Consider the following 26,255-nt stretch of genomic DNA (forward strand, 5'->3'; position numbering starts at 1 on the left):
TGACCTCCACCGTCTCTAGCCTTTAGATATGTTCTCAAAATGTTTCGTAACTGATTTTATTTAGGCCGGCGTAAAACCTCTCCCCCGCCACGCTTGCAGCGTGGCGGGGGAGAGGTTTTACGCCAGGCGAAACAGGAAAAGGGGGATCGCTCCCCCTTCCTGCTTTTTTAAAATAAACACCTGAAAAATATACCCCGACTATTTTGCTATTGCCTTTGCTACGCCCTTCCAGGAAGGGTCTTTCAGCCGCAGTACGGAGATGGAATACGGCTTCAGTTCCACCTGCGCCCCGCTGCGAGTGATGCCGGAAATCGTTTCCTGGCGGGGGACGTATTTTAGCGGCTCGGCCATGGAGTTCTCCGCTTCCGGCGATTCGGCGGAAAGGGTGGACAGGACTGCCGATGCAGCAGGCTGCACGCCTTCAAACTGCAGATCCGCGGTGAAGGGTTCGGCGGCGGCATTCACCATCTTCAAAATAATGTCGCCGGTCTTTTCGTCCCTGCCGGCCAGGGAAAAAAACTTTGGAGGTTCGGAATAGCTCATAAGCAGTTGGCCATCCAGGTAGCAGTCCACCTTGTCGTATCCTACCTCCAAAGTAATATCGTACCACCGGCCCTTTACGATGGGCGCCGGCAACCGCTTCTGGGAAACCAGGTCGGCCACCTCCATGCCTCTAGTTACCGATTCAAAAACGCAATGGCTATTGACATACGAGCCGATATGCGCCCGCATCATGGTGCCGTCGTCCTTTACGGCAAAGGGAATGATAAAGGCATTGGTGGCGTCGGAGGTTTTGCGGGCTTTCAGCTTCAGGGTGTAGGCGCCAAAGCTTTTTCCCTGCAGCCGGGCAAAGCGCTGGGCGCCGGGTCCCGCCTGGGCAAAGCTGCTGTCCGTGGCCTTCCAGTGACCCCGCACTCCTTTCCATTCCTCCGGCCGTTGGGCGAAATCGCTTCGGTACACTTCGTTGCCGTTCTCCAGCACCTGCACGTCCTTGAATTCCGCATCGGTATCCCAGGTGGCCAGGCCGATGCCGCCGGCATAAAGCGGTGCCTGACGGGTGACAGGAGCAAATTGGATCGAGGTGGACAGGTTGCGGTCGGCCCGGTGCCGGTTGAATAGCTGGATAGTGTAATAGGAAATGCGGCCGAAGCTGCGGGAAGCGTCAAAGTTGATCAGGTTTACCGGCCAGTCCACATCGTTCACATTGACCAGCAGGGGCGCATAGCTCGACATTTTCACCAGATCGCCGTTGCGCTCCATGGCCATGATGTAGACCGCATCGCTCAGGGCGGCCAGCATATTGCCCCGGCCCACACCGGCATTGGTGGCGTATTCGCCCACATACATCTCCCAGTTGCCCCGTTGGTACTTGTCGAAATGATCGTCGTTGCGCATCGACCACCAGGCTGCTTTGTAGGCATGTTCGTCGGCGATCTCCACCGCCTTCATGCTGTCGAGGGTGTGGCGGTTCACATCGGCGATGCCCATGCTGGCGATGATCTTTACCTGGGGGTATTTCTTTTTGATGGCGTCATAGAACCAGTTGTAGCGGCGGGCATAGCGGGGTCCTACCTGCTCGTTGCCCACCTCCACGTATTTCAGCGGAAAGGGTTTTGGGTGGCCGTTGGCGGCCCTTAGCTTTCCCCATTTGGAAGAAACGGGTCCCAGGGCATATTCCAGCCCGTCCAGCACATCGCGGATGATGGAATCCACGCCTTCGTCGGGGATGAAGGTGCCGCTGCGGAAGTCGCAGGAAACGCCGGCATTGAATACGTAGAGGGCATCGGCCTGGATGTCCTCGCAAAATTGCAGGAACTCGTGGTAGCCGAAACCGTCGCTGGACCAGTAGCCCCAGGGACTGTAAGTACCGGGGCGCTGTTCCACCGGTCCCAGGCTGCGCTTCCAGTTGGGTGCGTTCTCGATGTTGATGCCTTCGACAAAGCAGCCGCCGGGCCAGCGTACAAAGGCGGGCTTCAGGTCGGCCAGGTACTGGGCCAGGTCGGCCCGCAGGCCGTTGGGCCGGTTCTTAAAGGTTTTGGCGGGAAAGAGCGACACATGGTCCAGCCAGACGGTGCCGGTGCTGCCGAAGTTCAGGACGAACTTTGCTTTGGGATCGCTTTGGGCGGCCGTGAGCGCACAGGAAAACTTTTTCCAGCCGGCGCCGGCCACCGAAGGAAAGCGGTAAGTGGCCAGCACGGTGCCATCGGCCGACTGCAAAGAGGCGGTCAGCGGGCCTTTGTAGCCTGCGGTGCGGGCATAAAAGGCAAGGTTGTAGGTCTCTCCTTTTACGGTATTAATCCCCCAGAACCCTTCATTCACCAGGTTGTTCTTGCCGTTGGCGTCCAGGCGATTGAGGGTTATTTTGAGGGAATTGGGCGTTGCCTGATGGAGGGGTCTTTCCTGCGTCAGCGCCAGGTGTATATCGGCACTGCCTCCCGTTTGCAGCGACCAGGCGGGCCAGGGGCTCTTTTGGTCCCACTCCATTTTCCAGTCGGTAGCCTTGCCGCCGGGCAGGGAAAAATGCGGGGTGCGGTGGGGCACGATAAAGCCGTCCTGGTGGGCAACGGCCAGGGGAAGGCGCGACTCCTCGAAGCCGCGGTTCTGAATGAGTTCGGCATACAGGCCGCCTTCGCCGCCATGGCTGATCTCTTCGAAAAAGATGCCGTGGAGCGAAGGTTCCACCCGGGCGCCCAGCTGGCCGGCATCGATGGTGATGGTGGCTTGTTGCTGGCTGTGCGCCGCGGCAAAGGACAGCAGGCAGGCAGCAGCCAAAGAAGTTATTTTTTTCATCGGGAAAATGTTTTATACCTACTTCACTACCCATTCGTGCACGCCGGCGGAATGCTTTTCGGGCAGCTGCACTTCCAGGCGGAGGGCGGTGGTCTTGACGGGCTCGAAGGAGACGGAGTTGAATTTGTCTTTGGCGATCTCGTAGGAAGTGGTGGGGGTTACGGGCACCCAGGCACCGTCTTTTTTATAAAGAATTCTCCAGGAGGACGGCAGGCGGCAGCCGCCGAAGGGGGCGTCGTCGTACCAGTACACCTGCGCCTGGGAAACGGTCTGCTCCCGGGCAAAATCGTACTGCATCCATTCCTTCGTGTTGCTCTTCGGCCACCAGTGCTGGTAGGTGTTGTTCTGGTCGGCCGAGTTCAGGGGCTCCACCTGGTCGTTCACACCCATGTTGGCGCGGGCATTGGGCGAAGAGGACGTCACCTTGCTGGTGGCGGCAATGGTGGGCGCCGGCTTCGGCTTGGCGGCGGACTCCTCGTAAGGGATCCACACCATCATTTCATTGGCTCCCCGGTTGGCCCAGGTGTAGTAAGGAATGGCGGTCACCTCCTGCTCGGTCTTTAAAAGAGCGTCGGTATGCAGCTGGCGCTTGGCGCTGGAGCCCCGGGTGGTCAGCACCGTTACCCCGTTCATAAAGCTTTCGCGAAAGGCTGCCTGCACCGGCGCATCTTTGGCCACCAGGATGTTCTGTACCAGGCTGTCCTTATTGTCGGGCCCTTCCAGGCAGTACACGATAGGGCCGCGCTGCAGGGCAAAGCGGCCGGCATCATCTTTTACGTTTTCATGCGCTACTACTTTGCGTGCCTCCATGGGCAGCTCCAGGCTTACCTGGTCGCCTTTTTTCCATTTGCGGTTCAGCACGGCATAGCCTTTTTGCAGCGCATAGGCTGCCGGCTTGCCGTTGACGGTAATTTTTACGGGCGTTTTTGCCGCGTCCATGTAGCGATACAGGCTGCCGGGAACGGGCGCCTGCTGCGCCCAGCCGGGGATCCGCAGGTGCAGGGCAAAGGTGCCGCTTTTGGCGGGTTCCAGCTGCAGCGCCACCTGCCCGTCCCAGGGATAGTGGGTGGACTGGGTGACCCTTACCTCGCCACCGGGCAGCAGGATGGTGCCGGCGCTGCCCATATACAGGTTGACATAGAGGTTGTTTTTATTTTGCGCATATACATAGCCGGGAACCGAGGGCAGAAAGCGGGTCATGTTGGAGATGCAGCAGGCGCAGCCAAACCAGGCGCTGCGCTGGTGCTGCCCCATGGACGCCAGCGGGTTGGGGTAAAAGAACCGGTTGCCGCTCAACGACAACCCCGACAGCAGGCCGTTGTACAGGGTGCGCTCCAGCACGTCGATGTATTGGGCGTCGCCGTGCAGCAGGAACATCCGCTGGTTCCAGTACACGTTGGCAATGGCGGCGCAGGTTTCGGCATAGGCCGACATGTTGGGCAGCTGGTAGGGTTTGCCAAAGGCTTCGCCGGCGCCGGTGGCACCGATACCGCCCGTGATATAGAGCTTCGTGCCGGCTACGTCGCCCCAGATGGCGTCGATGGCCTTCAAATAACTTTCGTCGCCGGTGAGGGCGGCGATGTCGGCCATGCCGGTGTACATGTAGGTGGCCCGTACCGCGTGGCCGACGGCTTCGTGCTGGTCCACCACCCGTTTATGCCCCTGGTGGTAGTCGCTGCCTTTGGGCCCGCGCACATCCAGGAAAAACTTGGCCAGGTCGAGGTATTCTTTTTTGCCGGTGGCCCGGTACATTTTGGCCAGGCCCAGCTCCACGATCTGGTGGCCGGGATATTTTTCTTCTTTGCCCCAGCCGAAATCCTTTACCAGCAGGTCGGCGTTTTTGATGGCGATGTCCAAAAAATTCTTTTTGCCGGTAGCCTTGTGGTGGGCTACGGCAGCCTCGAACAGGTGGCCGGAATTATACAGCTCGTGGCTTAAATCCTCTTCCTTTTCCCAGCGGCGCCCCCCGATCCAGCCGTGGGGCTGGGCGGCTTTAACGGTGCGGAAGGTATAGAGGTAGCCGTCCGGCTCCTGGGCGGCGGCAATGATGGCGATCAGCGAGTCGAGGTATTGTTCCAGCTGCGGGTCGGGTTTTACCTGGAGAGCGTAGGAGGCGCCCTCGATCACTTTGTACAGGTCGGTGTCATCAAAAGTGTATTCGGTCAGCTTGTCGCCGGGAAGGCGGTGAGCCGCCCGCAGGAAGTTGTCGATGCGGCCGGTCTCCCGGCATTTTTCCAGCACATACGGGATGGTCACCCCCGCATTCAGCTCCATCTTGGGTTGCCAGAAATGATCGTGTACGTGCACCCGGGTAAAATCTACGGGCTGGATGGGATAATCCCTTTTCTGGGCCACGGAAGGGCCCTGGACGGAAAACACGGAAACAAGGGCGAAGGCCAGTCCCCGCGCTATGGTACTGTTGCGCATAAGTAGGAAATAGGTAAAGTGAAATAAATGGGAACGACCGGCTAAAAGTAGCCCGCCCCGGGCCGGGAGGGCGGAAGCATTTTAGCACCCTGTTGCCCTATTTTAACTTGTTTGGCCCATAAAAAAAAGCCCCATGGCGGTGGGGCTTTTTGGCGTAATGAACAACGGAACGTATCAGGATTTTTTGACCACATCGCCCATCCGGGCCGTAACGATGTAGGTGCCGGGCAGGTTGTACTTGATGGTAAAGACCGGGTTCAGGTGGCGGTTGATATCCGTGAACCGGGCGGGAATGCGGTAATAGCAGATAAAGCCGGTCCATTTTGCCGATCCCATCATCGTTTCCTGGAAGATGGGAAACTGGGGCACATTGGGATATGGATATACCAGCGCGGTATCGGTGGCTTCTTCGGGAAAATAAGGATCCCAGTTTTTTAGGGTTGGCCGGTCGCCGCGGTTGATCACCTCCCCTCCTTTGGGGTTGAATATGCTGCCGTTCCTGTCCACGAACTTCAGGATGATCTTGTTGGGCCCGGAAGGCACCCGGTCCACCGACACGCTGTAGGCGCCGGGGGGCGTGGTAAAGACGCCGTTGTCGTCGGAGGCCGACCAGGCCTGGTACTGCAGCTCGTAGGGCGCCCCGCTGCTTTGCAGCTGGATCTCGCAAACGTCGTGCAGCACGCGGGTGCCGCGGACATTGCTTACTTCCAGGTCGATGGTATAATTGCCCGCTCCCACGCCGGTGGTGGCCGGCGTCAGCTCCAGCCGCCCGCCCACGGGATTGACGTAAAAGGGCTTTTTCTTGCTGGTGGTGATCTTTTTCTGGAGCAGGGCCAGGGTGGAGTCCTGCCAGGTGACCTCGCCGGTAAAGGTGGTCACGTCCTGCTCGGCCAGCATGTTGTCGGCGATCTTGCCGGTGGCCTTGTCGCGGATGGCCAGCAGCTTTACCGACAGCGGGGAGGTGGAGCCGTCCACTTCCAGCGGGGCGGAATAAGCTACCTGGCCGATGGGCGCCCGGAAGGGATTGGCCCGGTAAAAAATGGTATCGCTTAAAAATCCTTCCACGGACTTTTTGCAGCCGGCCGACAGCGCCATGGCCGCCAAAAGGGAAAGGAAGAGTGTATTGCGTTTCATGGAAAACGTTTTTGAAATGAAGAAGGAACGACAGTTTAAAACCGCACGAAGACGTGTGTATTGACCAGGACGTGCAGGGTGGTGCCCGAGGCCGTTTCGATACCGGTGGTCTGGCAGAGCACCCGCGTATCGCGGTCGGGATTATTGGGATCCACCGGTGCATTCGGATCGTCGAGGGCGCCCCGCACCCGCGTATAATACAGCTGGTACACCGGGGTACCGGCCCACTGGTAGTAAGCGGCGTCGGTTTGGCGGATCTTCACCACCGAGGCCTGGGTATGCCCCAGGGTGGGCAGGGCCGCAGGCACCTCGGAGGCACCCGCCAGCGTGAGCTTTTCACCAAAAAGGTACTGGCGGATCGAATCCGCGGATATTTCCTTGTACAACGTATCCATCGTATAGGGGTTGTTCTCGTCGCGGGCGGCTTTCTTCAGGGCAAAGAAGCGGTTGATGGAATAATCGGTGGGCGCAAAAAACGTCTTGGCCCCGTTCACTTCGTCCTTCAGCCCGTAATGGTCGATGATGGCCACCAGCGAGTCGAAGGATTGCCAGGAATGCCCTTTCAGGTAATCGTAGGTGGACAGCGGGGTGGCGGCGCTGTGCACGCCTTCATCGGTCAGGTATTCCGACTTCTTGCAGGAGGTCGCCAGCAGGAAGAGCGGTAGTAATAGGGCTTTCAGCCCTTTGATTAAGTTGTTCATAACGGGAGGGTTTTGGCGGTTTACATTCTGGTTTTCCAGTAATCGGTTTGGGTCAGCAGGGGGTTCAGGGTCATCAGGTAGGGCTCCAGGGGCCAGTAGTATTTCTGCTCCTGGAACTGGGCGGAGGTCATGCGGTTGCCGCCGAATTTCAAAATACCCTTGGCCCGGCCCAGCCGCACGAGGTCGTAAAAGCGGTGGCCTTCGAGAAACAGCTCCCGCCCCCGCTCGTCGATGATGTACTCGAACAGGCCGCTGTCGGCACCGGTATAAGCCGGCGCCTGGGCCAGGGCGCGGATGCCGTTGAGCAGGTTGCGGGCTTCGCCGAACTGGCCGGTGGCGGCCAGGGCCTCGGCTTTCAGCAGCGCCAGGTCCGAAAGGCGGAAGACCACCATGTTGTTCTGCGCCACGGGTCCCGACTGGTTGGAACCGGTATACACGATATTGGCGTACTTAGTGCAAATGGGCTCGGTGCTTTGAAAGAAGGCGAACCCGTTTTTCACCCTCAGGTCCACGGCCGAATCGGCGTATTTAGGCCAAAGGGTGCTTTCGTCCAGGGGCAGGGTGGGCACCGTGATGCCTATACCCAGGTAGGGCGACCGCAGGGTAAGCCCCGCGATGCTGTAGCCGCTGGCGCTTACCCCTTCGTTAGACGTGTTCTGAGAAATCTCGAAAATGCCTTCGGAGGATTGCCCCTTGAAAATAGTGCCGTAGCTGCTGCGGGCCACGTACTGGTAGCCGCCCTTTTGCAGCACGGAGTCGGCGGCCAGGGCGCTGGCGGCATAATCGCCCTTCCAGGCTTCCAGGTGAGCCAGCAGGGCGAAGGCGGCTCCCTTGTTGGCCCGCACCGCCCGTTCGCCGGTGGTGCTGACGCCCCACTGCAGGCGCTTCAGGGCTTCGGCGATATCGCTTTTGGCCTGCGCCAGCACCTGGGCTTCGGTGTTGCGGGGCAGGTGGACGGCATTGGCAAAGTCGGTGTTGGTCTGCAGCACCAGGGGCACGCCGCCCCATACCCGGGCCATGTAGAAGTAGGAAAAAGCCCGGAGGAAGTAGGCCTCCCCTACCAGCTTTTCACGGGCCGCCGCCGCATTGGAGGAGGTGAATTTTTCCAGCGGGATTTTTGGCAGGTAGGCGATGCAGCGGTTGGCCTGGTCGATGACGCGGTAAAAATTGTCGTAGCGGCGCAGTTTCATCAGCACGCGCCCGGTTTCGGCATAGGAGATGGACTGGTTCCACTCCAGGCGGGTGATGGGGCCGTACTCCCACTGCCCCAGGTCGGGCAGGAATTCATCGGTGGGAAAATCGCCGTAGGCATAAAAGGCCACGCCGTCGTTCAGGGCCTTGCGCAACAGGGCATAGCCGCCGGCAACGGCGCTGTTGCCCTCGCTTTCGGTTTTCCAGAAATTTTCATCGGTGGCGGCGCTGAGGGGTTCCTTGTCGAGGAACTTGCTGCAGGACGCCAGGGACAGCAGCGACAGCAGGCCGGCACAAATCAGAAAAAATTTTTTCATGGTGGTCAGTTTGATTCCAGTAATAGGTGGTGATAGGATTTAGAAACTCAGCTCCAGGCCCAGGGTCATCTTTTTGGGGATCGGGTAGTCGTTGCCGGAAGAATAGCCGTTTGCCTCCACGGCCTCGGGATCGGGCACGGTGGCCCGGGACAGCACCAGCAGGTTGTCGAGCACGCCGTAGAACCGGAGGTTCTTCAGCTTCAGGCGCTTCACCAGGGGCTGCGGCAGGGCGTACCCCAGGTTGACGGTCTTCAGGCGGAAGAAGGAGGCGTCCTCCACGTAGAACGACTGGGCGATGTGCCATTTGTCGACGGAATTGGTGATCAGGGCCGGGTACTGGGCGTCGTCGCCTACCTGCTGCCAGAAGCGGGCGTCCTTGAAGTCGGAGGCCGGTCCGCTGTTGGGTCCCCAGACGGCGTAGGGGTTGTTGGTGCCGGCATCCTGCATTTTGTCGGACAGGTAGCCGTTCCACAGCTTGCGGCCGGAGATGAAGGTGCAGAGCACCGACACCGAAAAGCCTTTATACGAGAGGGTGTTGCTGATGCCGCCGGTGATATCGGGGTTGGGGTTGCCCAGGGTCACCCGGTCGAGGTCGTTGATGATGTAGTCGCCGTTCATGTCGCGGCGGGCGGGGTCGCCGGCGCCGAAGAAGGGGCCCGTGGCGCTGCCCCAGCGCATCCGCTGGGCGGTCAGCGGGTCTACCGGCACTTCCTTGTCGCTGGCGTAGATGCCGTCGACCTGCCACACCTGGAAGCTGAACAGCGGTTGGCCGATGGAGAGGGAGCGGCGCATCCAGGGCGGGCCGTAGTAGAAGTCGCGGCCCCCGTTGGGCAGGCGGGTCACGTAGTTCTGGTTGTAGGCCACGTTGAAGTTGGTGCTCCACTGCAGCTTGGAGCGGGGCGTCCGGTTGGTGGTGGTGATGTTGAACTCCAGGCCGGTATTGCGCAGGCTCACGAAGTTGTTGGAAACGGTGCTGTAGCCGGTGGTGGTGGGCACGGTCACGTCGAAGATCTTGTCCTTCGAGTCGCGCACATACCAGTCGGCGGTGATGGCCACGCGGTCGCGCAGCAGGTTCAGGTCCATCCCCAGGTTGGCCTGCGGGCTGCGCTCCCAGGAGATCTCGCGGGCCGCCGCCGCGGCGTAGTAGTTCGGATACGCCACGGTGGTGCCGTTGTAGGTGGTCATCTGGCCGGAAGCGCCCAGGCCCAGCGTCGAATTATAGTAGCCGGCATCGGTGGTGAGGTTGATGTACTGGGCGTAGTAGCTGCCGGGATCCACGCCGGTGATGCCGTAGCTGCCGCGGAACTTCAGGAAGGAAACGGCGCGGTTGAAGGGCTGGAAGAACTTTTCGTCCGACACGATCCAGCCGGCGGACACGGCCGGGAAGGAGCCCCAGCGGTTGTCCCTGCCGTAGCGCGAGGAGGCGTCGCGGCGGTAGTTCAGGTCGAGCATGTAGCGGTTCTTGTAGTTATAGGAGGCGCGGCCGAAGAGCGACAGGCGGCTGCGCTCCGACGTACCCGAGGTGGCGTACAGGTCGCTGCCCGGGGCCACGCCCTGTACGGTTTTGATGGCGCTCAGGGGGATGCCGGTCCCAGACACATAGGTATCGTGGTTCACCTGTTCCTCGGCGCCCTGTCCCAGCAGCAGGTTGAGGTTGTGGTCCTTGCCGAGGGTTTTGTAATAGCTCAAATAATTTTCCAGTTCCCAGCGGCGGGCGCTGTTGACGATGTTGATGGCCTGGGTGCGGCCGGAGGGGTTCACCGCCTGGTCGTACAGCCAGTCGCGGCGGTTGTTGATCATGTTGTAGGAGAGCTGGCTGGCGATGCTCAGGCCGGGCAGCAGGGCCACTTCCAGCTTGGTGTTGCCGTTGAGGGTATTGCTGCGGTCGTCGTCGCGGATGTTGTCGTAGCTGCCGATATAGGCCTGTATGTCCTGTTCGGACAGGTTCCAGAAGGAGGACGGGAAGCCCCAGGCCGAGAAGGGGTAGCGGGCCCCGTCGCCCCGGCCGTGCTGGCTTTTGACAAAGCTCATATACAGGTTGTTGGTCAGGGTCACATTTTTCGCGGGCTTCAGCATCAGGAACAGGCGGGGCGTCATGCTCTGGAAGCCGTAGCCTTTCATCACGCCTTCTTCGGCCGTGCGGCCGACCGCCAGGCGGTAGCCGTATTTTTCCTCGTTGCCCGACACGCTGGCGTCCATCTTGGAAAGGTTGGCCGAGTGCAGGAACAGGCCCTGCCAGTCGGTGCGGTTGTTAAAGGCGGGGTTGAGGCTGTCGGTCAAAAAAGGACTCAGGGCCCCACTGGCCACCGTGCTGTAATTACCCCCCTGCTGCAGCAGGGCCATTTTCATGCGCCGTTCCGCCGCCCCCACCACGATGGGTTTCAGCGCCGGGCGGTCGGATTTTCCGAAATAAGACGATACCCTGAATTCGGGCTTGCCCGACTTGGGCCGCTTGGTCTTTACTAAAATAACCCCGTTGGCGGCGCGGGCGCCGTAGATGGCCGAGGCGGAGGCGTCCTTCAGCACGTCGATGCTTTCGATGTCATTGGGGTTGATGGAGGAAAGGGGGTTGCTGTTGCCGTAGGTGGAGGGCATGTCGGTCACGTCGAACACGATGCCGTCGATGACGTAGAGCGGCGAGCTGACGCCGTTCTCCACCACGCTGGTGGTACCGCGGATGTTGACGATGTTGTTGGCCCCGGGTTCGCCGGAAACCGACAGCACGGTCAGGCCCGCCACGCGCCCCTGCAGCATCTGGTCGAAGGTGGGGTACGGGATGTTCTCAATGTCCTTTCCCTTGACGGTGGACACGGCCGCCGTGGTCTTGCGGCGCTGCACGTCCTGGTAGCCGATGACGACCACGTCGCTCATGGCCTTGTCCTCTACGGACAGGAAGACGGACAGGAAGGTTTTGCCATTGAGGCGGAACTCCTGCGGCACGAAGCCTACGTTGGACACCACCAGCGTGGCCTTAGCGGGGTCGGCCTCCACGGAGAAGTTGCCGCCCGCATCCGTGACGACGGCGGTGGACGTTCCCTTGACACTGACGGAGGCGCCGGGCAGGGGCGCATTATCTTTTATGTTTTGGACAGTTCCCTTGATGATCGCCTGGGAAAAGGCGACCGAACTGACCAGCAGCAACAGGAGCAATAGCTGCCCATACCGGGAGGTTCTTTTGGTAGACGTCATACAGAATGGTTTGATTTATCGATAGCGGTTGATGGCCGGGAAGCTTCATATGGGAGGTCGGGGGAGCGCTGTTCCGGCATTTGCCGGGAGGAATTATCATGCAGCACGGACGCCCTTTACCGGCAACAATCGTCCGCCCGTGGTGCACAGGAGTGGCAGCAGGAATGATGAAATGAATGTTACGCCTGCAACCCTTCACATAATTTTCACAGATTAAAAATACACCGGAGTCCCGGGGGCGCCGGGCAACGATATTAACTGAAGGTTGACCGATATTAACATGCTGCGGAATGAAGGGACGGAAAGAATGGAATGATAGGCAAGCAGGGAAAAAGAAGCCTGAAAGGCTTCACTGTGAATAGCCCCGGGTGCCAACCCGGGGGAAAGGTGCCGCAAAGGGCACAACCCTGGAGGGGTTGATTGTGGGACCCACAACAAACAGAAAAGTCGGGATTAGGAAGGCATTTCAGAGGATCCTTCAGGGTTGAAAATTGCTGTTAATCGATCAGGACACAATCAACCCCTGATGGGGTTGCGTCCTCCAATCGCACGTATCCCCCGGGTTGGCACCCGGGGCTATTCACAGTGAAGCCTTTTAGGCTTCCTTTACGTTCAAAAACTCTTTGAGCTTATAATTAAAAAACGGGCAATAACGCACCACCGCATCAATGCTTCCGGAAAACAATATTTGCCAGAGGCCTTTTGTCCAATGCAACAGGGACCACCGTTTGCTCGCCGTTCAGGCGTAGTGGGCGTACCGGCTTGCCGTTGACCAGCAGTGTAAAGGCGCCCGATAAGCCACGAAGGGACAGGTGCACGGTATGGGCATCTGAAGTGCGGTTTTCGAGGGTAAACTGCAGCTTGCCTTCGGAAGGCGTGAACAGCAGCTCGCGGTCGCGGGCCAGGCCGTCGCGGTCCAGTTCCAGGTCAAATTGGGCCGGGCCGTTGCGGTAGTAGAGTCTACGGCGCAGGCCGTCCCTGGGCGTTACGGCCAGGGTGTTTCCTTGTTGCCGCAGGTCGCCGCCGTAGGCGACAAGGCCGAAAACCGGGTCCAGGGTTACCACCGTGGCGGCCATGCGGGTGGCGCCGCCAAAGCCCAGGTCGATCTCCCCGTCGTAAAACCAGGGGCCGCGGCCCTGCGGCTTCTGAATCCAGGTGTGGGCAAATTTCTGCGGCTCGAAGGCCCAGCCCGCGGCGCCGTCGTTCTCAATTCCCGGGTACCAGTAGCCGTAATTGGTCTGGGCCGTACCGGAATTAATGAGGGCAAAGGAACTGAGGTAGGACTGGTAGCCCAGGCGGATGTAGTCGGCCGGCGCTTTGCTGAAATGCAGGGCATAATCCAAAATAGCCCAGCCGCCCATCTGCGACATGTAGCTGAGGGTGTACTGGTCGCTGCGGCCCCGGAAATCGCTGCCCAGGAAATAATAAGCCGGCTCCAGCACGCCCCGCAGGGCCAGGTTGGCCTGCAGCTGCCGCTCCATAAACCGTTCCGCATCTTCGGGGCGTACTACGGGATGGGAATACCAGCGGTTCAGGTTCTTGTCGAACCAGAGGTTGCTGTCGGGCTGCAGCCGGTGCCCCAGGGCATAACGGGCCAGGGCATGCGATGATTCGAAGGCGGTGGCATCGATGGCGTATTCCGAGCGGAAGGGATAAGGATCGTCGTACAAAAAGTATTTTACCTTCTTTTCCCATTCGGCGGTCAGCCAGGCGGCGTCTTCCGAAAAGCCTTCCTTCTTCAGCTCCTCCACCAGGTCCACGATCAGCAGCTCGTTGTAGCAGCCCCATTTGTAGGTTTCGTACCAGGGCAGGATCTCGTAGGGATAGCGGAAATACGCTTTGGCCGTTTCCCGGGCCCGCTCCAGGTAGCCCTTGCGGTCCAGGTAGTGGGTGCTGCCGGGATACAGGCTGGCGACCTGGTACAGGTGGAAATACAGCATCAGGATGTGCGGGTAGTCGTACGACCGCCACACGTGCATTTTTTCGCGGTTCGGGTCATTGGTGTTCCGTTTCCGGGCCGCGGTATCGCGGTTCACCAGCCAGTTGGGGGTGCCGTACACCCCGTAGGGGTAGGGCTGCTCCTTGTCGGTGCGCTGCAGGCCACCCCAGACAAAATGTTCGGCATAGTACTCCAGGGCCGCGATCTCTCTGGCATCGGGGTATACCACGTTCTTCGCCGCCACGAAGGGCGCTTTGCACAGGCCGGGATCATCGCAGGTAAGCAGGTACGACAGGCGGCTGGTATCGAAATAATCGGCATTGTCGGGGCCGCGGAGGGCGGCATTTTTCATGTCGTAGGGACCGAACAGGCCGTCGTACCATTGGGCGGTATCTTTAAACTGCAGGCGGTTGACGATAAAGGAGGCTCTTTTCTTAAAAAGGGTTTCCAGGGGCTCGGTGATGAAAAACTCGAGGGTCGTCCGGTACTGCCCGCCGTAGCGGATGGTCAGCTGGTTTTCGCCCAGGCGGGAAAATTTCAGTTTATAGAGGTGGGCGCCCTGTTGGTTTTTGCCCGCATACGTGATGCGGGTGTCCGGAGAAAATTCGGCCCGGACGGCGTCGATGCGGTGGCGGGTGCGCAGGGCGATGGTGGCTTCCAGGTCGCGGGGCAGGCTCATGCCCGGCATCACCTGTACGTCGATCAGCCCCTCCGCTGCCAGGATATCGCGGACGCCGTTGTAATCCCTTGCCCAGCGGAAGGTAAAGCCGTAGGTGGTGTCCGCTCCCGGCGCCAGGGCCAGGGAAGTGTGCGGCTGGCGCCAACTGCCCCGGAGTTCTTTGTTGCCGGTCAGGGCCGAATGAACATAAGCCTGGAAGGCCCGGTCCCGGCCGGTGGCAAAGTATTCCAAAGAAGTGCCCGGCAGGGGCGTCAGCACCAGGTAGGGCCCCAGGCCGGTGGGGCGCTGCCAGAAGATAAAGGAGTTGTGTCCCGAGATGAAGTGGTGCTTTACCACCCGCTGCTCGAAGATCTCAAAAGGGTTTTCGCCGCCGCCCGCATTGTAAAAAAAGGGCAGGACGAAATCCTCCACCCTCAGGGGGTGGGCGGAGGTATTCTGCAGGCGGATCTTCCAGGTCAGGGAGCCGCCGTCCAGGGAAAAGGACTGCGACAGGTGCAGCGGTTTGACGGAAGCGGCCACAGGTTTCCATTTGGCTGGCGCCTGGCCGGGCTGCGATACCGTGGTGCCTCCTTCCGCGGCGCTGACCGAATCGAGCCGCCGCTGGTGGGTATACCGCACCGTGAGTTCGCCAAAAAGTTTTCCGGCGCGGATGTAGTTGGTGGGGTGCACGTCGCCGGTACGGAACAATTCCCCGATGCCGTGCCGTTCGGCCCGGAGGGTGAAGGCGGCGTTCGAAAACAGCTGCTGCCCGCTATCCTGGGCGCACAGTCCCTGTGCGGCCGGGGCAGCCTGCAAACAGGCCAGGAAGCACCATAAGGGAATTCGTTTCATGCGATGTATTTAGAAGGAACGGCAGGCGCCTCCTGCTTGTCCCAAAAATTACCTGTCGGGAAATTTTTGTTTCAGCAGGTCCAGCGCTTCTTTCAGCAAGGCATTCTGCTCCTCGCGGACGTCGTAATGCCGGTTCATCCATTTATGGATCAAGTGGAAAAAGACCGCAACAACGCCCACGATCAGCAGCCATTGCAGCAGCACAAGGGAAAAGAAAGTCTGTGGCATGGTCCATTCAATTTCGTTCGTCAATGCTTTTAGGAAAAGCGTTCGGGGGCAAAGGCGCCGATCGCCACCTGGGGCTCGCGGCCGTTGGCCAGGTCGGCGATGACCCTGCCGGAGGCGGGCCCCAGGCTCAGCCCCATCATGGCATGGCCGCCGGCCACCAGCAGGTTGGCGATCTTTTGCGACCGCCCCAGGTAGGGCAGGCCGTCGGGGGAGCAGGGCCGGAAGCCGTACCACACGTCCCGCTTCCGGGGCAATGGCAGCTGCAGGCCGGGAAAATAGCGGGGGATGGAATGAACGATCCCCTCCACCCGGTTCATGTTCACCTGGTCGTTGACCGGGGCGATCTCCATGGTGCCGCCTACGCGCATGTGCCCGTTCATGGGGGTGATGGCCACCCGCGCCTCGCACAGGATGGCCGGCACGTTCAGCCGCAGGCGGGGCTCTTCGCTGGTGAACGAATACCCTTTTCCCGGCATCAGCGGCAGGTGGAGGCCGGCCATCTGCGCCAGCCGCGGCAGCCACGACCCGCCGGCCATGACCACCAGGTCGGCGGCTTCCTCGCCGGCAGCGGTGACCACCTTTTTTATGGTTTTGCCTTCGATCACTACCCGCTCCACGGCGCTGTTCGGTCGGAACACCACGCCGGCGGTTTCCAGGGCGGCCATCAGCTGCGGCATCAGCTTATTGGGATACAGGTGGGCGTCGCAGCGGTAATGTACGGCGCCCAGGATATCGAGCTCCGTTCCGGGCTCCAGCGCCTGCACCTGCTGCTGATCGAGGTGCACGGCATCCAGGCCCATAGCCCGGGCCTTTTCCGCCAGGTGCAGCTCCTCCTCCCCTACCTTTTCGGTTTTGTAATACATTAAAATACCTTTCTGCTCCAGGGCGAAGTCGAAGCCCGGCTCCTGCGCCAGGGTTTCGTACAGGGCCTTGCTGTAGGTATTCAGCTGCAGCAGGTAGGGAGCGGCCCGCTCCACGGAGGCCGGGGTGGCGCTTTTCACGAACTTCAGCCCCCAGGACAGCAGGTCGCGGTTCAGGGAAGGCTTTACATAGAAGGGACTTTTCTTATTGAGCATCCACCGCACGCCCTGGGCCACCATGCCCGGCGCCGCCAGGGGCACAAAATGGCTGGGCACGATCATGCCCAGGTTGCCGTAGGAGCAGCTGTCCCGCATGTCGGTCTTGTCCATCACGACCACGTCCCAGCCGCTTTTTTTCAGGTAGTAGGCGGAGCTCAGTCCGATGATGCCGCCCCCGATGATTACCGCTTTCATATGCTACAGATTTTTAGGTGATATCCATTTGGGCAGGCAATCGTTTCCCTCAGGCCCGCATAGCCTCCGGTTGCAGTTGGAGGTAGTCTCCCAGTTCCGGCCGGTTGGCCAAGGCCGTTTCCAGGATGGCCAGGACCTCCCGGCGCTCGTCGCCCCCGATCACCAGCCGCGGCGCCCGCACGTCTTCGGAGCCGATGCCGGTAAGGGTGGCGGCCAGCTTGATGTATTGGACCAGCTTGGGATGGATATCCAGCTCCAGCACCGGCAGGAACCAGCGGTAGAGGACCAGCGCCTCGGCATAGCGGCCCGCCTTCACCAGGCGGTAGATGGCCACGGTTTCGCGGGGGAAGGCATCCACCAGCCCGGCCACCCAGCCGTCGGCGCCCATGCACAGGCTTTCCATGGCCAGCGGGTCCACGCCGCAGAGGATGCGGTAGCGGCTGCCGAAGCGGTTGATCATCCTCGTTACATTGGAGACGTCGCGGGTGGATTCTTTCACCGCCTGGATGTTGGGCAGGTCGGCCAGCTCTTCGAACATGTCCAGGGTCACCATAATTTTATAGTCCACGGGGTTGTTGTAGATCATGATGGGCAGGTGCGTGCTTTCGGCCACCGCCCGGAAGAAGGCCACGGTTTCGCGGTCATCGGCCTTGTAGCGCATGGGGGGCAGCAGCATCAGGCCGTCGGCGCCGGCTTCCGCCGCTTCGCGGGCCGCCAGTATAGCGCCTTTCGTGGTTTGTTCGGCAATGTTCATCACCACCGGCACCTTTCCCTGCACCAGCTCTTTGGTGTAGATAAGGAGGGACTTCTTTTCTTCGTTGTCCAGGGTGCTGGCCTCGCCCAGCGAGCCGCCCAGGATGATGCCGTCCACGCCGGCGTCCAGCTGTTCGAGGATATTGGTCCGGAAGAGTGCGTAATCAATGGAGTCGTCGGCCAGAAAGGGAGTCAGGACGGCAGGATAAACGCCCTGCCAGGAAACGGTATTCATAAAAATATTTTTGCTTGGTTGACAATGCCCCAAAAGTAGCCCGGGCAGCCCGGCCCCGGTTTTCCGGGATTAATGCATTGTTTACCGATTTTCACCCCTTTGCTCCCGGGCCACCGGAAATCGACCCTGTTTTTCTACCTTCATTTTTTCCCAAATACTACCAAACCCCCGGATATGTTCGACACGCAAACGTACCAGCAACGAAGGGCCGTGCTCCGGCAACAGATGGACCAGGGCCTGTTGTTATTTATTGGCAACGAGGAAAGCCCCATGAACTACGAGCACAACACCTACCCCTTCCGGCAGGACAGCAGTTTCCTGTATTATTTCGGCATCAACGTTCCTTCGGTCGCCGCCCTCATCGACCTGGAGGAAGGCCGTGAAATTTTGTTCGGCGACGAGGCGGGCATCGACGACCTGGTGTGGACGGGCCGGACCGAAACGCTGCGGGAACGGGCGCTGAAAGGGGGCATAACGGATATTTCGCCTGCGGCCGACCTCCCCTCCTTCCTGCAGCGGGCAAGGGCACAGGGCCGGCCCATCCACTTCCTGCCCCCCTACCGGGCCGAACACGGGGTAAAGCTGTTTCGCTGGCTGGGCATCGACCCGGCCACCGCGGTGGAAAAGGCATCAAACGCCTTTATCCGGGCCGTGGTGCAGCAACGGGCGATCAAAAGCGCCGCGGAGGTGGAGGAGATCGAAAAAGCGGTCGCTATATCAGCGGAGATGCAGCTGCTGGCGATGCGGACCGCCCGGCCGGGCATGAGCGAAGCGGAGCTGGCTGCGGCCGTACAGCAGGTGGCCCAACGCGCCGGCGGCAACCTCGCCTACCCCACCATCCTGACCGTCAACGGCCATATTCTGCACAACCATTCGCGGGAAAACCGGCTGCAGGAGGGCCAACTGGTGCTGAACGACTGCGGCGCCGAAACGCCCTTGGGCTATTGCGGCGACCTGACCCGCACCTTCCCGGCAGGCCCCCGGTTTACGGACCGTCAAAAAACCCTTTATGAAATAGTACGGAAGGCCCTGGACACGGCCGCCGGCGCCCTGAAGCCCGGCACGCCCTACCTGGACATCCACTTCACCGCCTGCCGGACGCTGGCCCACGGGCTGAAAGAGCTGGGCCTCATGAAAGGCGATGTGGACGAAGCGGTGGCGGCGGGCGCCCACGCCCTGTTCTTTCAATGCGGCACCGGCCATATGATGGGCATGGACGTGCACGACATGGAGAACCTGGGCGAACAGTATGTGGGTTACGACGAAACCCTTCAAAAGGAAAAAAGCCTTTTCGGCCTGAAATCCCTGCGGCTGGGCCGAAAGCTGCAACCGGGCTTTGTGCTGACCGTGGAGCCGGGCCTTTACTTCAACCCCTTCCTGATCGACCTGTGGAAGTCGGAAAACAAATTCGCAGCGTTTATAGATTACCAGGAGGTGGAAGCCTACCGGAATTTTACGGGCATCCGCATCGAGGACAACTTCCTGGTCACGGAAGCGGGTGCGCAGCTGCTGGGACCACCGTTGCCTACCACCATTGAGGAAGTAGAAGAAACAAGGTCCCTGGCGTTTTAAAGGAATAGCAATTATTTTCAGGAATCAACGGACAGACTATGTATAAAGAACGATTAACGGCCATACGGGCGTTGCTGAAAGAAAACCAGGTAGCAGCCTGTATCCTTCCCTCTTCCGACCCGCACCTGAGCGAATACTTGCCGGAGCATTACAGAGCGGTGCGGTTTGCCTCCGGGTTTACGGGCTCCGCCGGCACCCTGGTCATTACGCAGGGCTTTGCCGGCCTGTGGACGGATTCGCGCTATTTTACCCAGGCCGAAAGCCAGCTGGAAGGAACGGGCTACGAACTGGTACAGCTCAAGGTGCCCCATACCCCGGAATACATCGCCTGGCTGGCGGAGCACCTGCCGGCAGGCGCCACGGTGGCCGTTGATTTCCGCCTCCTGTCCGTTCAATTGGGGTTACAGCTCAAAGAGCAGCTGGAGCGCCGCCAATTGCAGCTGGCCGACCAGGATCTCATGAGCCTACTCTGGGAAAACCGGCCGCCGCTTCCCTCCGCCCCTGCCTTTTTGCTGCCGGAAGAAGCCTGCGGAAAAACGATCGCCGAAAAGCTGCAACAGCTGCGCTCCGCCCTGGACCGCTCCGGTTGCAGCCACCATTTGGTTTCCACCCTGGACGACGTAGCCTGGCTGTGCAACCTGCGGGGACAGGATGTGGCGTACAACCCCGTGGTCACCAGCTTTGTGCTGCTGGACCGGCAGGAAGCGGCCCTTTTTATCGATAAGGAAAAGATAGACCCTGCAACCGAACAGGCACTGGCCGCCAACGGCCTGGCGGTGCTGCCTTATACCGGCATCGTTCCCACCATCGCCCAACTCCCCGGCGACGCCACCGTGCTGCTGGACGACAGGCGCACCAACTATAAACTGTACACGCTGCTGCCCGCCACGACCCGGGTGCGGCTGGAGACCAACCCGACCACTGTTGCCAAAGCCGTTAAAAACGAGGTGGAGCTCCGGCACTTCCGACAGTGCATGATCACCGACGGCCTGGCGCTGACGCGGTTTTTCAAGTGGCTGGAAGATTTTCTGGGAAAAGAAAAGATCACCGAGATCAGCGCCGCCGATAAGGCCTTATGGTTCCGCGAACAACATCAAAACTTTGCCGGTCCCAGCTTTGCTTCCATCAGCGGCTACCAGGCCAGTGCCGCCCTGCCGCATTACCACCCCGAGCCCGAAACCGAGGCCGAACTGCAGCCCCGGGGGCTGTACCTGCTGGATTCCGGCGGCCAGTACCGCTACGGCACCACGGATATTACCCGGACCGTTTCGCTGGGCGAAAATTCGCTGGAAGAGAAAAGGGATTATACGCTGGTGCTGTCGGCCCTGCTGGCCGGGTCCTCCGCCCGGTTTCCCAAAGGAACCAAAGGCTACCAGGTGGATGCACTGGTGCGGGCGCCCCTGTGGGAGCAGGGCATCAACTACGGCCATGGAACCGGGCACGGCATCGGCTATTTCCTGAACGTGCACGAGGGCCCGCAAAACATCGGTCCGGCACCGCAGCCGGTGGCCCTGGAGCCGGGCATGATCACCTCTATTGAGCCGGGCATCTACCGGCCGGGCAAACACGGCGTCCGCATCGAAAACCTGGTGCTTACGGTCAACAGCGACGCCACGGAGTTCGGGGAGTTTTTAAGCTTTGAAACCCTTACCCTGGCCCCGATTGACACCCGGCCTGTTTTGCCGGACCTGTTGCCCGAGGCGCACCGGCAGTGGCTGAATGCTTATCACGAGCGGGTGTACCACAGCCTGTCGCCCTACCTGGACGCGGAAGAAGCCCGGTGGCTGCAGCAAAAATGCCGGCCCATCTGACCCTAAATGCAAAAGAGACAGCTGTAGCGGCTGTCTCTTTTGCTATTTTTAATACCGGCCTTGTTTTTATTTTTTAGCGGCCGCTTTTTTCGCATCCAGTTCTTCGGTGGCTTTTCGCAGGTCGTAGCCGGCGGCGGCCAGGAAGTTGTTGGCACGTCCCCGGTACTTGATGAACCAGGCGCTTCTCATTTCTTCCGTTTCCGCATCCATGGCATTCTCGCGGGCTTCCTTCAGGTAAGTGATCACCTGGGCTTTTTGCAGTTCACTAAGATGGGGGAACAGCTCCAGGTAGTGATCGTACTCCCGCTGCAGGCCGCCTTCGGTCATGGCATCCTTTAGCTGCTCAATCTGCGGGGCCGTCAGTTCTACCGAGAGTTTTCCCAGAAAAACCGCATGGATCTTGTTCAGCCGGCCTACGGAAGCATCCCAGGCTTTCCGGCTTTTTTCTTCCGCTGCCGCTCCACTGAGGGCTTTGGCCTCGTCCATGCCCGCTTTGCGCTCCCGGAATACCAGCAACAGGCTATCGAGGTGCCCGGCCAGCAATGCCTGTACGCGGGTGCGTTTTTCCGCCCCTTCCAGGCCCAGGCCTTCCGCCAAAACGGCCGCCTTTTTGGCTGCTTCGGGACTACCGGCTCCTTTGCCGGCCTTGATGCGCTGCATCCAGGCCGCTTCTTCCTTTTTCAGGTCGTAGCCGGCAGTGGTCAGGTAGTTGGTCACCTTGCCTTTGTACTTGCCGAACCAGGCCAGCTTTTCCTTGGAAGAGCCTTCGTCCATGGCGTGCTCCCTTGCTTCGGACAGCCAGCCGTGGATCGTTGCTTTCTGTTCCTGTGTCAGGGAGGGAATCATGGCCAGGTAGTTGTTATAGGTGGCCGGAAACGCCCCGTAGGTCATGCCGTCCTTGACGCCGACCACCTGTTCGGCGGTCAGCAGCTTCGACAGCCGCGACAGGTAGCGGGCATGCAGCTTATCCTGCTGCTTCACGGCCGCAGCCGTGATGGCCGCCACCTGCGCTTCCACCTTTTCCTTTGCCACTCCCGGCTTTTCTTTGGCGGCCTTCAGCTGGAGGTCGCGCTTATCGTGGATCTCCCGGAGGTCGCGGTACTGCTGGGCGATGATTGCGCGCACCTGGTAAAACCTGGTGGAGTCGGTGATTCCCAGGCCCGCCACGATCTTGTGGGAGCGTTCGGTGACCACCTGCTGGTATTGGAGTTGTTCGTCTTTGTTGTGGGCAGCGGTTTGGCCCAGGGCGGCCTGTGCCAGGCACAGGGTCAGCAGGAGCGGCAGTGCGTTTCGTTTCATTTCTATGGTTTAAGTAAGAGCAATCGCTTTTCAGGAAAGTGAAGGTAGTTTGCCGGCCATCCCCGGGCAATGTCACATATGACTGTACTGATGGATACCTTTACTATTATCGTAATTTTAGAAACGATCAACCGCCTGCACCATGAAGCATTCCCCGGACCAATTATCCACCCAGGTGGCCATCGTCGGGGCAGGCCCGACAGGATTGAGCCTGGCCGCACAGCTGCTGCGGTTCGGGATCGACTTTGTCCTCCTCGACAAGAAGGATGGTCCCACCCCCCTTTCCAAAGCCCTGGTGGTGCAGGCCCGGAGCCTTGAAATTTTCGAAGAGCTGGGCCTTGCCGCCAAAGCCATCGGGGAAGGCCGCACCACGATGGGCTTAAATATGTATGCCCGGGGCAGCAAAAGGGCCTTCCTCGACCTGAACGGCCTGGGCAAGGGAAAGACGCCTTTTCCCTTTGTGCTGTCGCTGGAGCAAAGCCAGACCGAACAGCTCCTGGCCGATTACCTGCAGGAACAGGGAAAAAGCATCCGCTGGAACGCCGAACTGTTGCAGATGAATCCGGAAGAAAGCGGGGTCACCCTGCGCTACCGCGACGGCCACGGCCAGGAACACCGTCTTACGGCTGCTTATTTGGTAGCCTGCGACGGCGCCGGCAGCCCGGTACGCCACCAGTTGGGGCTGCCGTTTTCGGGCAGCACGGAGCCGAAACTATTTTACGTGGCCGACGTACGCATGAGCAGCCCCGTCATTTGCCGCGATGAGCTGTACCTCTACCTGGTGCGGAAAGGATTCGTGCTTTTTTTTCCCATGGAAGGCGCCGGTCATTACCGCATCGTGGGGGTGCTGCCCGAAGCCGGGGAAGAGCAATGGACGTTTGAACAACTGGACCAACAATTAAAAAAGGACATCGTTTCCCCCGTTCAATTCGAGGAACTGCGCTGGTTCTCCACCTACAAGGTACATAGCCGGATGGCGGGCGCTTTTCAACAGGGGCGCTGTTTCCTGGCGGGCGATGCCGCCCATATCCATACGCCGGCCGGCGGGCAGGGCATGAATACCGGCATCCAGGACGCCTACAACCTGGCCTGGAAGCTGGCCTTTGTCCTGCGGGGCACCGTAAACGAAGACGTGCTCGCCACCTATGGAACGGAGCGGTCACAGAATGCCCGGCGCCTGCTGCGCTCCACCGACCGGATGTTCGACATCATGGCGGGCTCCAACAGGCTTTGGGATTTTTTACGGCTTCGTTTCTTTCCCCTGTTGTTCCGGTGGGTCACGGGGCAGGCGTTCTTCCGCCGGCGGATCTTTCCCTTCCTTTCCCAGACCGGCATTGCCTACCCCGACAGCGGACTGACCCTCAAAAGCTCCATCGGCACCGTAAAGGCCGGCGACCGCATGCCCTTTTTTGTTTTTTCCGACGGCACGTCCGTTTTCAGTTACCTGGCCCAGCCCGCCTTCAAGCTGCTGTTCTTCGGCCCCCCGGAGAATGATGCGTTTACAACTCCTGGAAAAATAGAACCGGAGCGTTACCGCTTTCAGGAAATCCCCAAAGGCCTGTTCGGCGACGCACAAAATTTTTACGTGCTCCTCCGCCCCGACAACCATATTTCTTATATCGGCCCCGACCCGGAACAAGTGAGGGGATTTTTCCGGAAAATCGCCCCCGGGTAGTAAACTGAAATTTCCTTTTACGACCAGCGTAAAACCTCTCCCCCGGTTTCGCCAAAGGCGAAACCGACCCCTCCCCACATAGGGAGGGGTTAAGTCCCGTAGCTCCGCATAAAATCATTTCGCACCCAGAAAAAAATTACTGAAAACCAACAATTTCATCGTGTTCTAAAAAAAATCTGGTCTCCCGCGAAGCCACGCTGACTTCCCCCCTCCCTATGTGGGGAGGGGGTGGCCCCGCTTGCGGGGCCGGGGGAGAGGTTTTACGCCTCCCCAAAAAAAATGCAGGAACGTAGCGCTACGTTCCTGCATTTATGCATTAAAAAAACCGGTACCGGATTAGTACCCGTTCGTTCCGAACTCCTGGGCATTGGTGATGGCATCCAGGGTGGATTGGGGAATCGGGCGCACCTTGTGTTTGCCCTCGTCGAAATTGACGGAGGCGGCATTGTTGGTGGCCTGCAAGTACGACTTGGTCAGCTTGCCGGTGCGCTTCAGGTCGTACCAACGCCATTGCTCACCCGAAAGCTCGCGGGCCCGCTCCTGCACCAGGAAATCGACGGTGGCCTGGGCCGGGGCAATCACCTGCTCGTTCTCGCGGTCTTTGAGAGCGGCCCGTTTGCGGATCACGTTGATATAGCCGGCCGCCTTTTGCTGATCGTTGCCCGCCAGCAGCGCCGCTTCCGCCGCCACCAGGTAAATATCCCCTAAGCGGATGATCGGCATGTCGCCCATCCAGTACTGGTTGGTATACACCCACATCTTGGAAGAGAACTTCCGCATGGCCGGGAAGACGTTTGTCAGGTTGGGCGCACCGGTGGGAATTTCGGTGCCGGACTTGTAGTCGCCGGTAGCGGTGCTGAACAGGTCGCTGGGATCGGCCACCAGCATCGGCATCTTTCTTTTCACCGCCGGATCGATGGTCCAGTTGGGCGTGAACACCGCCAGGCCGGCATCATTGGTCATGTTCTTTTCCTCTTCCAGCTGCGCGCCGGCGCCCAGGAAATAATTCGGTCCCGCATACTGCGCCGTCGTTCCCAGGATGGTCTTCCCTACCACGGAGGCGTCCTTGTTATAAGCGGTGGCCATGGCATCGGTGATCTTCTTGTCGGCATTGGCGTAAAACTTATAGGTAAAGGTTTCCTTGAAGCGGGTATCGGCCGTGGTTTCGCTGGGCTCGAAAACGGTGGTCAGCAGGTACTTCGTGGGCCGGAACCGGCGGGTGTTGGAGCGTCCGTACAGGATGCTGGTTTCCCGGGCGCCCCATTCTGCGCCCCTGCCGCCCAGGTCGGGCAGGTAGTACTGGCGGGTGCGGCCGCGGTTATAGCCCTCCGGGTTCAGGCCGGCGGTAGCATCGATGGCCTGGATGAACAGGAACTCCGAATTGTTCTTGTTGTTGGCGCCCTCCCATAATTTGGTAAAGCCCGACTTGGCGGCATCGCTGGCATACAGCGCACACTTATACTTCACGGGGTTATTGATCAATTCTTCCGCCGCGGCCAGGGCCAGCTGGGCATATTGCTCTTTCTCGCCCAGGCGCGTCCGCTGCAGGTACACCTTCGACAGCAGGCCGTAGGCCGCCTTTTTGGTGACCCGGCCCCGCAAGGCCTGCTCGTAGGGCAGGTTGTCGCAGGCGAACTTCAGGTCGGCGATGATGGCGTCGTAAAACTCTTTTTCCGTGCTTCTTTTAGGCGCCGACTCGATGCCGCCTTCGGCAGCCGACTTCGACAGCAGCACCACGCCGCCGAATTGTTCCACCAGGTTGAAGTTGGCATAAGCGCGGATGAAATAGGCCTCGGCCACTTTTGCATTCACTTCCTGCTGGCTGTTGTAGCCTTTTACATCCTTTGCATAGTTGATGGCCGTATTGCAGTAATTGATAATGGAATAAAAGGCGTTCCACATCACCGTCAGGGTACCCGTGGTGGTGTTGAGGGTATTGTCGTAGATGGAAAAGCCCGATTCAGCGCTGCCCACGTTGATCCAGCTGTCGGTACCCAGTTCGGTGGGCCCGATGAAGTCGATCTTCCCGTGCAGGAAGTACAGGTCGGTATAGCAGCCGTTGATGGCGCCTTCGAGGCCGGTTTTTTCTTTATACGCCTGGTCGACGCTGATGGTGGCGGGGTTGTATTCATCCAGCTTCTGGCAGGAGGTGGACAACAGGGTGGCCAGGACGAGGCCGGCGGAAATATGTTTATAGATAGATTTCATGA

The 26,255-nt window shown here is 59.8% G+C and carries 15 protein-coding genes; 3 read left to right on the forward strand and 12 right to left on the reverse strand.

The features are described 5' to 3' along the window. Positions 1–198: 198 nt before the first annotated feature. The 10 genes from V9K67_RS17715 to V9K67_RS17760 all read right to left on the reverse strand — a co-directional run bounded on the left by V9K67_RS17715 (position 199) and on the right by V9K67_RS17760 (position 17,688). Positions 199–2,790: an alpha-L-arabinofuranosidase C-terminal domain-containing protein gene (locus V9K67_RS17715; RefSeq protein WP_336724691.1), complete on the reverse strand. Its 2,592-nt coding sequence runs from the start codon at positions 2,788–2,790 to the stop codon at positions 199–201. A gap of 18 nt (positions 2,791–2,808) precedes the next feature. After that, entirely contained in the window at positions 2,809–5,217 is a 2,409-nt protein-coding gene (locus V9K67_RS17720) for a glycoside hydrolase family 127 protein (protein WP_336724694.1), read from the reverse strand. 174 nt (positions 5,218–5,391) lie between these two features. Beyond that, positions 5,392–6,351: a hypothetical protein gene (locus V9K67_RS17725; RefSeq protein ID WP_336724697.1), complete on the reverse strand. Its 960-nt coding sequence runs from the start codon at positions 6,349–6,351 to the stop codon at positions 5,392–5,394. 35 nt (positions 6,352–6,386) lie between these two features. Continuing rightward, positions 6,387–7,052, reverse strand: a complete 666-nt coding sequence (locus tag V9K67_RS17730) for a hypothetical protein (protein WP_336724700.1) — start codon at positions 7,050–7,052, stop codon at positions 6,387–6,389. A gap of 20 nt (positions 7,053–7,072) precedes the next feature. Further along, positions 7,073–8,560, reverse strand: a complete 1,488-nt coding sequence (locus tag V9K67_RS17735; RefSeq protein ID WP_336724703.1) for a RagB/SusD family nutrient uptake outer membrane protein — start codon at positions 8,558–8,560, stop codon at positions 7,073–7,075. Between the two features lie 39 nt (positions 8,561–8,599). Beyond that, positions 8,600–11,749, reverse strand: coding sequence for a SusC/RagA family TonB-linked outer membrane protein (locus V9K67_RS17740; RefSeq protein WP_336724706.1), 3,150 nt, complete (start codon positions 11,747–11,749; stop codon positions 8,600–8,602). A 665-nt stretch (positions 11,750–12,414) separates the two neighbouring features. Then, positions 12,415–15,198, reverse strand: coding sequence for a DUF5695 domain-containing protein (locus tag V9K67_RS17745; protein ID WP_336724709.1), 2,784 nt, complete (start codon positions 15,196–15,198; stop codon positions 12,415–12,417). Between the two features lie 48 nt (positions 15,199–15,246). After that, positions 15,247–15,426, reverse strand: coding sequence for a hypothetical protein (locus V9K67_RS17750; protein WP_336724712.1), 180 nt, complete (start codon positions 15,424–15,426; stop codon positions 15,247–15,249). 29 nt (positions 15,427–15,455) lie between these two features. After that, positions 15,456–16,700, reverse strand: a complete 1,245-nt coding sequence (locus V9K67_RS17755) for an NAD(P)/FAD-dependent oxidoreductase (protein ID WP_336724715.1) — start codon at positions 16,698–16,700, stop codon at positions 15,456–15,458. Between the two features lie 49 nt (positions 16,701–16,749). Then, positions 16,750–17,688, reverse strand: coding sequence for a dihydrodipicolinate synthase family protein (locus V9K67_RS17760; RefSeq protein WP_336724718.1), 939 nt, complete (start codon positions 17,686–17,688; stop codon positions 16,750–16,752). 174 nt (positions 17,689–17,862) lie between these two features. Between V9K67_RS17760 and V9K67_RS17765 the strand changes: the two genes are divergently transcribed. Together V9K67_RS17765 and V9K67_RS17770 are read left to right on the forward strand one after the other, a co-directional pair. Further along, positions 17,863–19,260 carry an aminopeptidase P family protein gene (locus V9K67_RS17765; RefSeq protein WP_336724720.1) on the forward strand — a complete coding sequence of 466 codons (1,398 nt, stop codon included), beginning with the start codon at positions 17,863–17,865 and terminating at the stop codon, positions 19,258–19,260. A 38-nt stretch (positions 19,261–19,298) separates the two neighbouring features. Next, entirely contained in the window at positions 19,299–21,071 is a 1,773-nt protein-coding gene (locus V9K67_RS17770) for an aminopeptidase P family protein (RefSeq protein ID WP_336724722.1), read from the forward strand. Between the two features lie 66 nt (positions 21,072–21,137). Here the strand turns inward: V9K67_RS17770 and V9K67_RS17775 are convergent, their stop codons facing one another. Next, on the reverse strand, positions 21,138–22,370 hold the full coding sequence (locus V9K67_RS17775) for a DUF3826 domain-containing protein (RefSeq protein ID WP_336724725.1): 1,233 nt from the start codon (positions 22,368–22,370) through the stop codon (positions 21,138–21,140). A 142-nt stretch (positions 22,371–22,512) separates the two neighbouring features. On the opposite strand from V9K67_RS17775, the gene V9K67_RS17780 reads away from it, so the two are divergent. Then, entirely contained in the window at positions 22,513–24,045 is a 1,533-nt protein-coding gene (locus tag V9K67_RS17780) for an FAD-dependent monooxygenase (RefSeq protein ID WP_336724727.1), read from the forward strand. A 336-nt stretch (positions 24,046–24,381) separates the two neighbouring features. Here V9K67_RS17780 and V9K67_RS17785 read toward each other — a convergent pair whose 3' ends face one another. Beyond that, entirely contained in the window at positions 24,382–26,253 is a 1,872-nt protein-coding gene (locus V9K67_RS17785) for a RagB/SusD family nutrient uptake outer membrane protein (RefSeq protein ID WP_336724729.1), read from the reverse strand. Between the last annotated feature and the right edge of the window lie 2 nt (positions 26,254–26,255).

Origin of the sequence: Huijunlia imazamoxiresistens, from assembly GCF_037132455.1 — a bacterium.
GTDB lineage: Bacteria > Bacteroidota > Bacteroidia > Chitinophagales > Chitinophagaceae > Flavisolibacter > Flavisolibacter imazamoxiresistens.

What these genes read in the sequence shown, in the direction of transcription:
- V9K67_RS17745 (WP_336724709.1), bottom strand. Translation starts at nt 15,198, where the DNA reads ATGAAACGAATTCCCTTATGGTGCTTCCTGGCCTGTTTGCAGGCTGCC.
- V9K67_RS17725 (WP_336724697.1), bottom strand. Translation starts at nt 6,351, where the DNA reads ATGAAACGCAATACACTCTTCCTTTCCCTTTTGGCGGCCATGGCGCTG.
- V9K67_RS17760 (WP_336724718.1), bottom strand. Translation starts at nt 17,688, where the DNA reads ATGAATACCGTTTCCTGGCAGGGCGTTTATCCTGCCGTCCTGACTCCC.
- V9K67_RS17765 (WP_336724720.1), top strand. Translation starts at nt 17,863, where the DNA reads ATGTTCGACACGCAAACGTACCAGCAACGAAGGGCCGTGCTCCGGCAA.
- V9K67_RS17750 (WP_336724712.1), bottom strand. Translation starts at nt 15,426, where the DNA reads ATGCCACAGACTTTCTTTTCCCTTGTGCTGCTGCAATGGCTGCTGATC.
- V9K67_RS17755 (WP_336724715.1), bottom strand. Translation starts at nt 16,700, where the DNA reads ATGAAAGCGGTAATCATCGGGGGCGGCATCATCGGACTGAGCTCCGCC.
- V9K67_RS17780 (WP_336724727.1), top strand. Translation starts at nt 22,513, where the DNA reads ATGAAGCATTCCCCGGACCAATTATCCACCCAGGTGGCCATCGTCGGG.
- V9K67_RS17735 (WP_336724703.1), bottom strand. Translation starts at nt 8,560, where the DNA reads ATGAAAAAATTTTTTCTGATTTGTGCCGGCCTGCTGTCGCTGCTGTCC.
- V9K67_RS17775 (WP_336724725.1), bottom strand. Translation starts at nt 22,370, where the DNA reads ATGAAACGAAACGCACTGCCGCTCCTGCTGACCCTGTGCCTGGCACAG.
- V9K67_RS17770 (WP_336724722.1), top strand. Translation starts at nt 19,299, where the DNA reads ATGTATAAAGAACGATTAACGGCCATACGGGCGTTGCTGAAAGAAAAC.
- V9K67_RS17715 (WP_336724691.1), bottom strand. Translation starts at nt 2,790, where the DNA reads ATGAAAAAAATAACTTCTTTGGCTGCTGCCTGCCTGCTGTCCTTTGCC.
- V9K67_RS17720 (WP_336724694.1), bottom strand. Translation starts at nt 5,217, where the DNA reads ATGCGCAACAGTACCATAGCGCGGGGACTGGCCTTCGCCCTTGTTTCC.
- V9K67_RS17785 (WP_336724729.1), bottom strand. Translation starts at nt 26,253, where the DNA reads ATGAAATCTATCTATAAACATATTTCCGCCGGCCTCGTCCTGGCCACC.
- V9K67_RS17740 (WP_336724706.1), bottom strand. Translation starts at nt 11,749, where the DNA reads ATGACGTCTACCAAAAGAACCTCCCGGTATGGGCAGCTATTGCTCCTG.
- V9K67_RS17730 (WP_336724700.1), bottom strand. Translation starts at nt 7,052, where the DNA reads ATGAACAACTTAATCAAAGGGCTGAAAGCCCTATTACTACCGCTCTTC.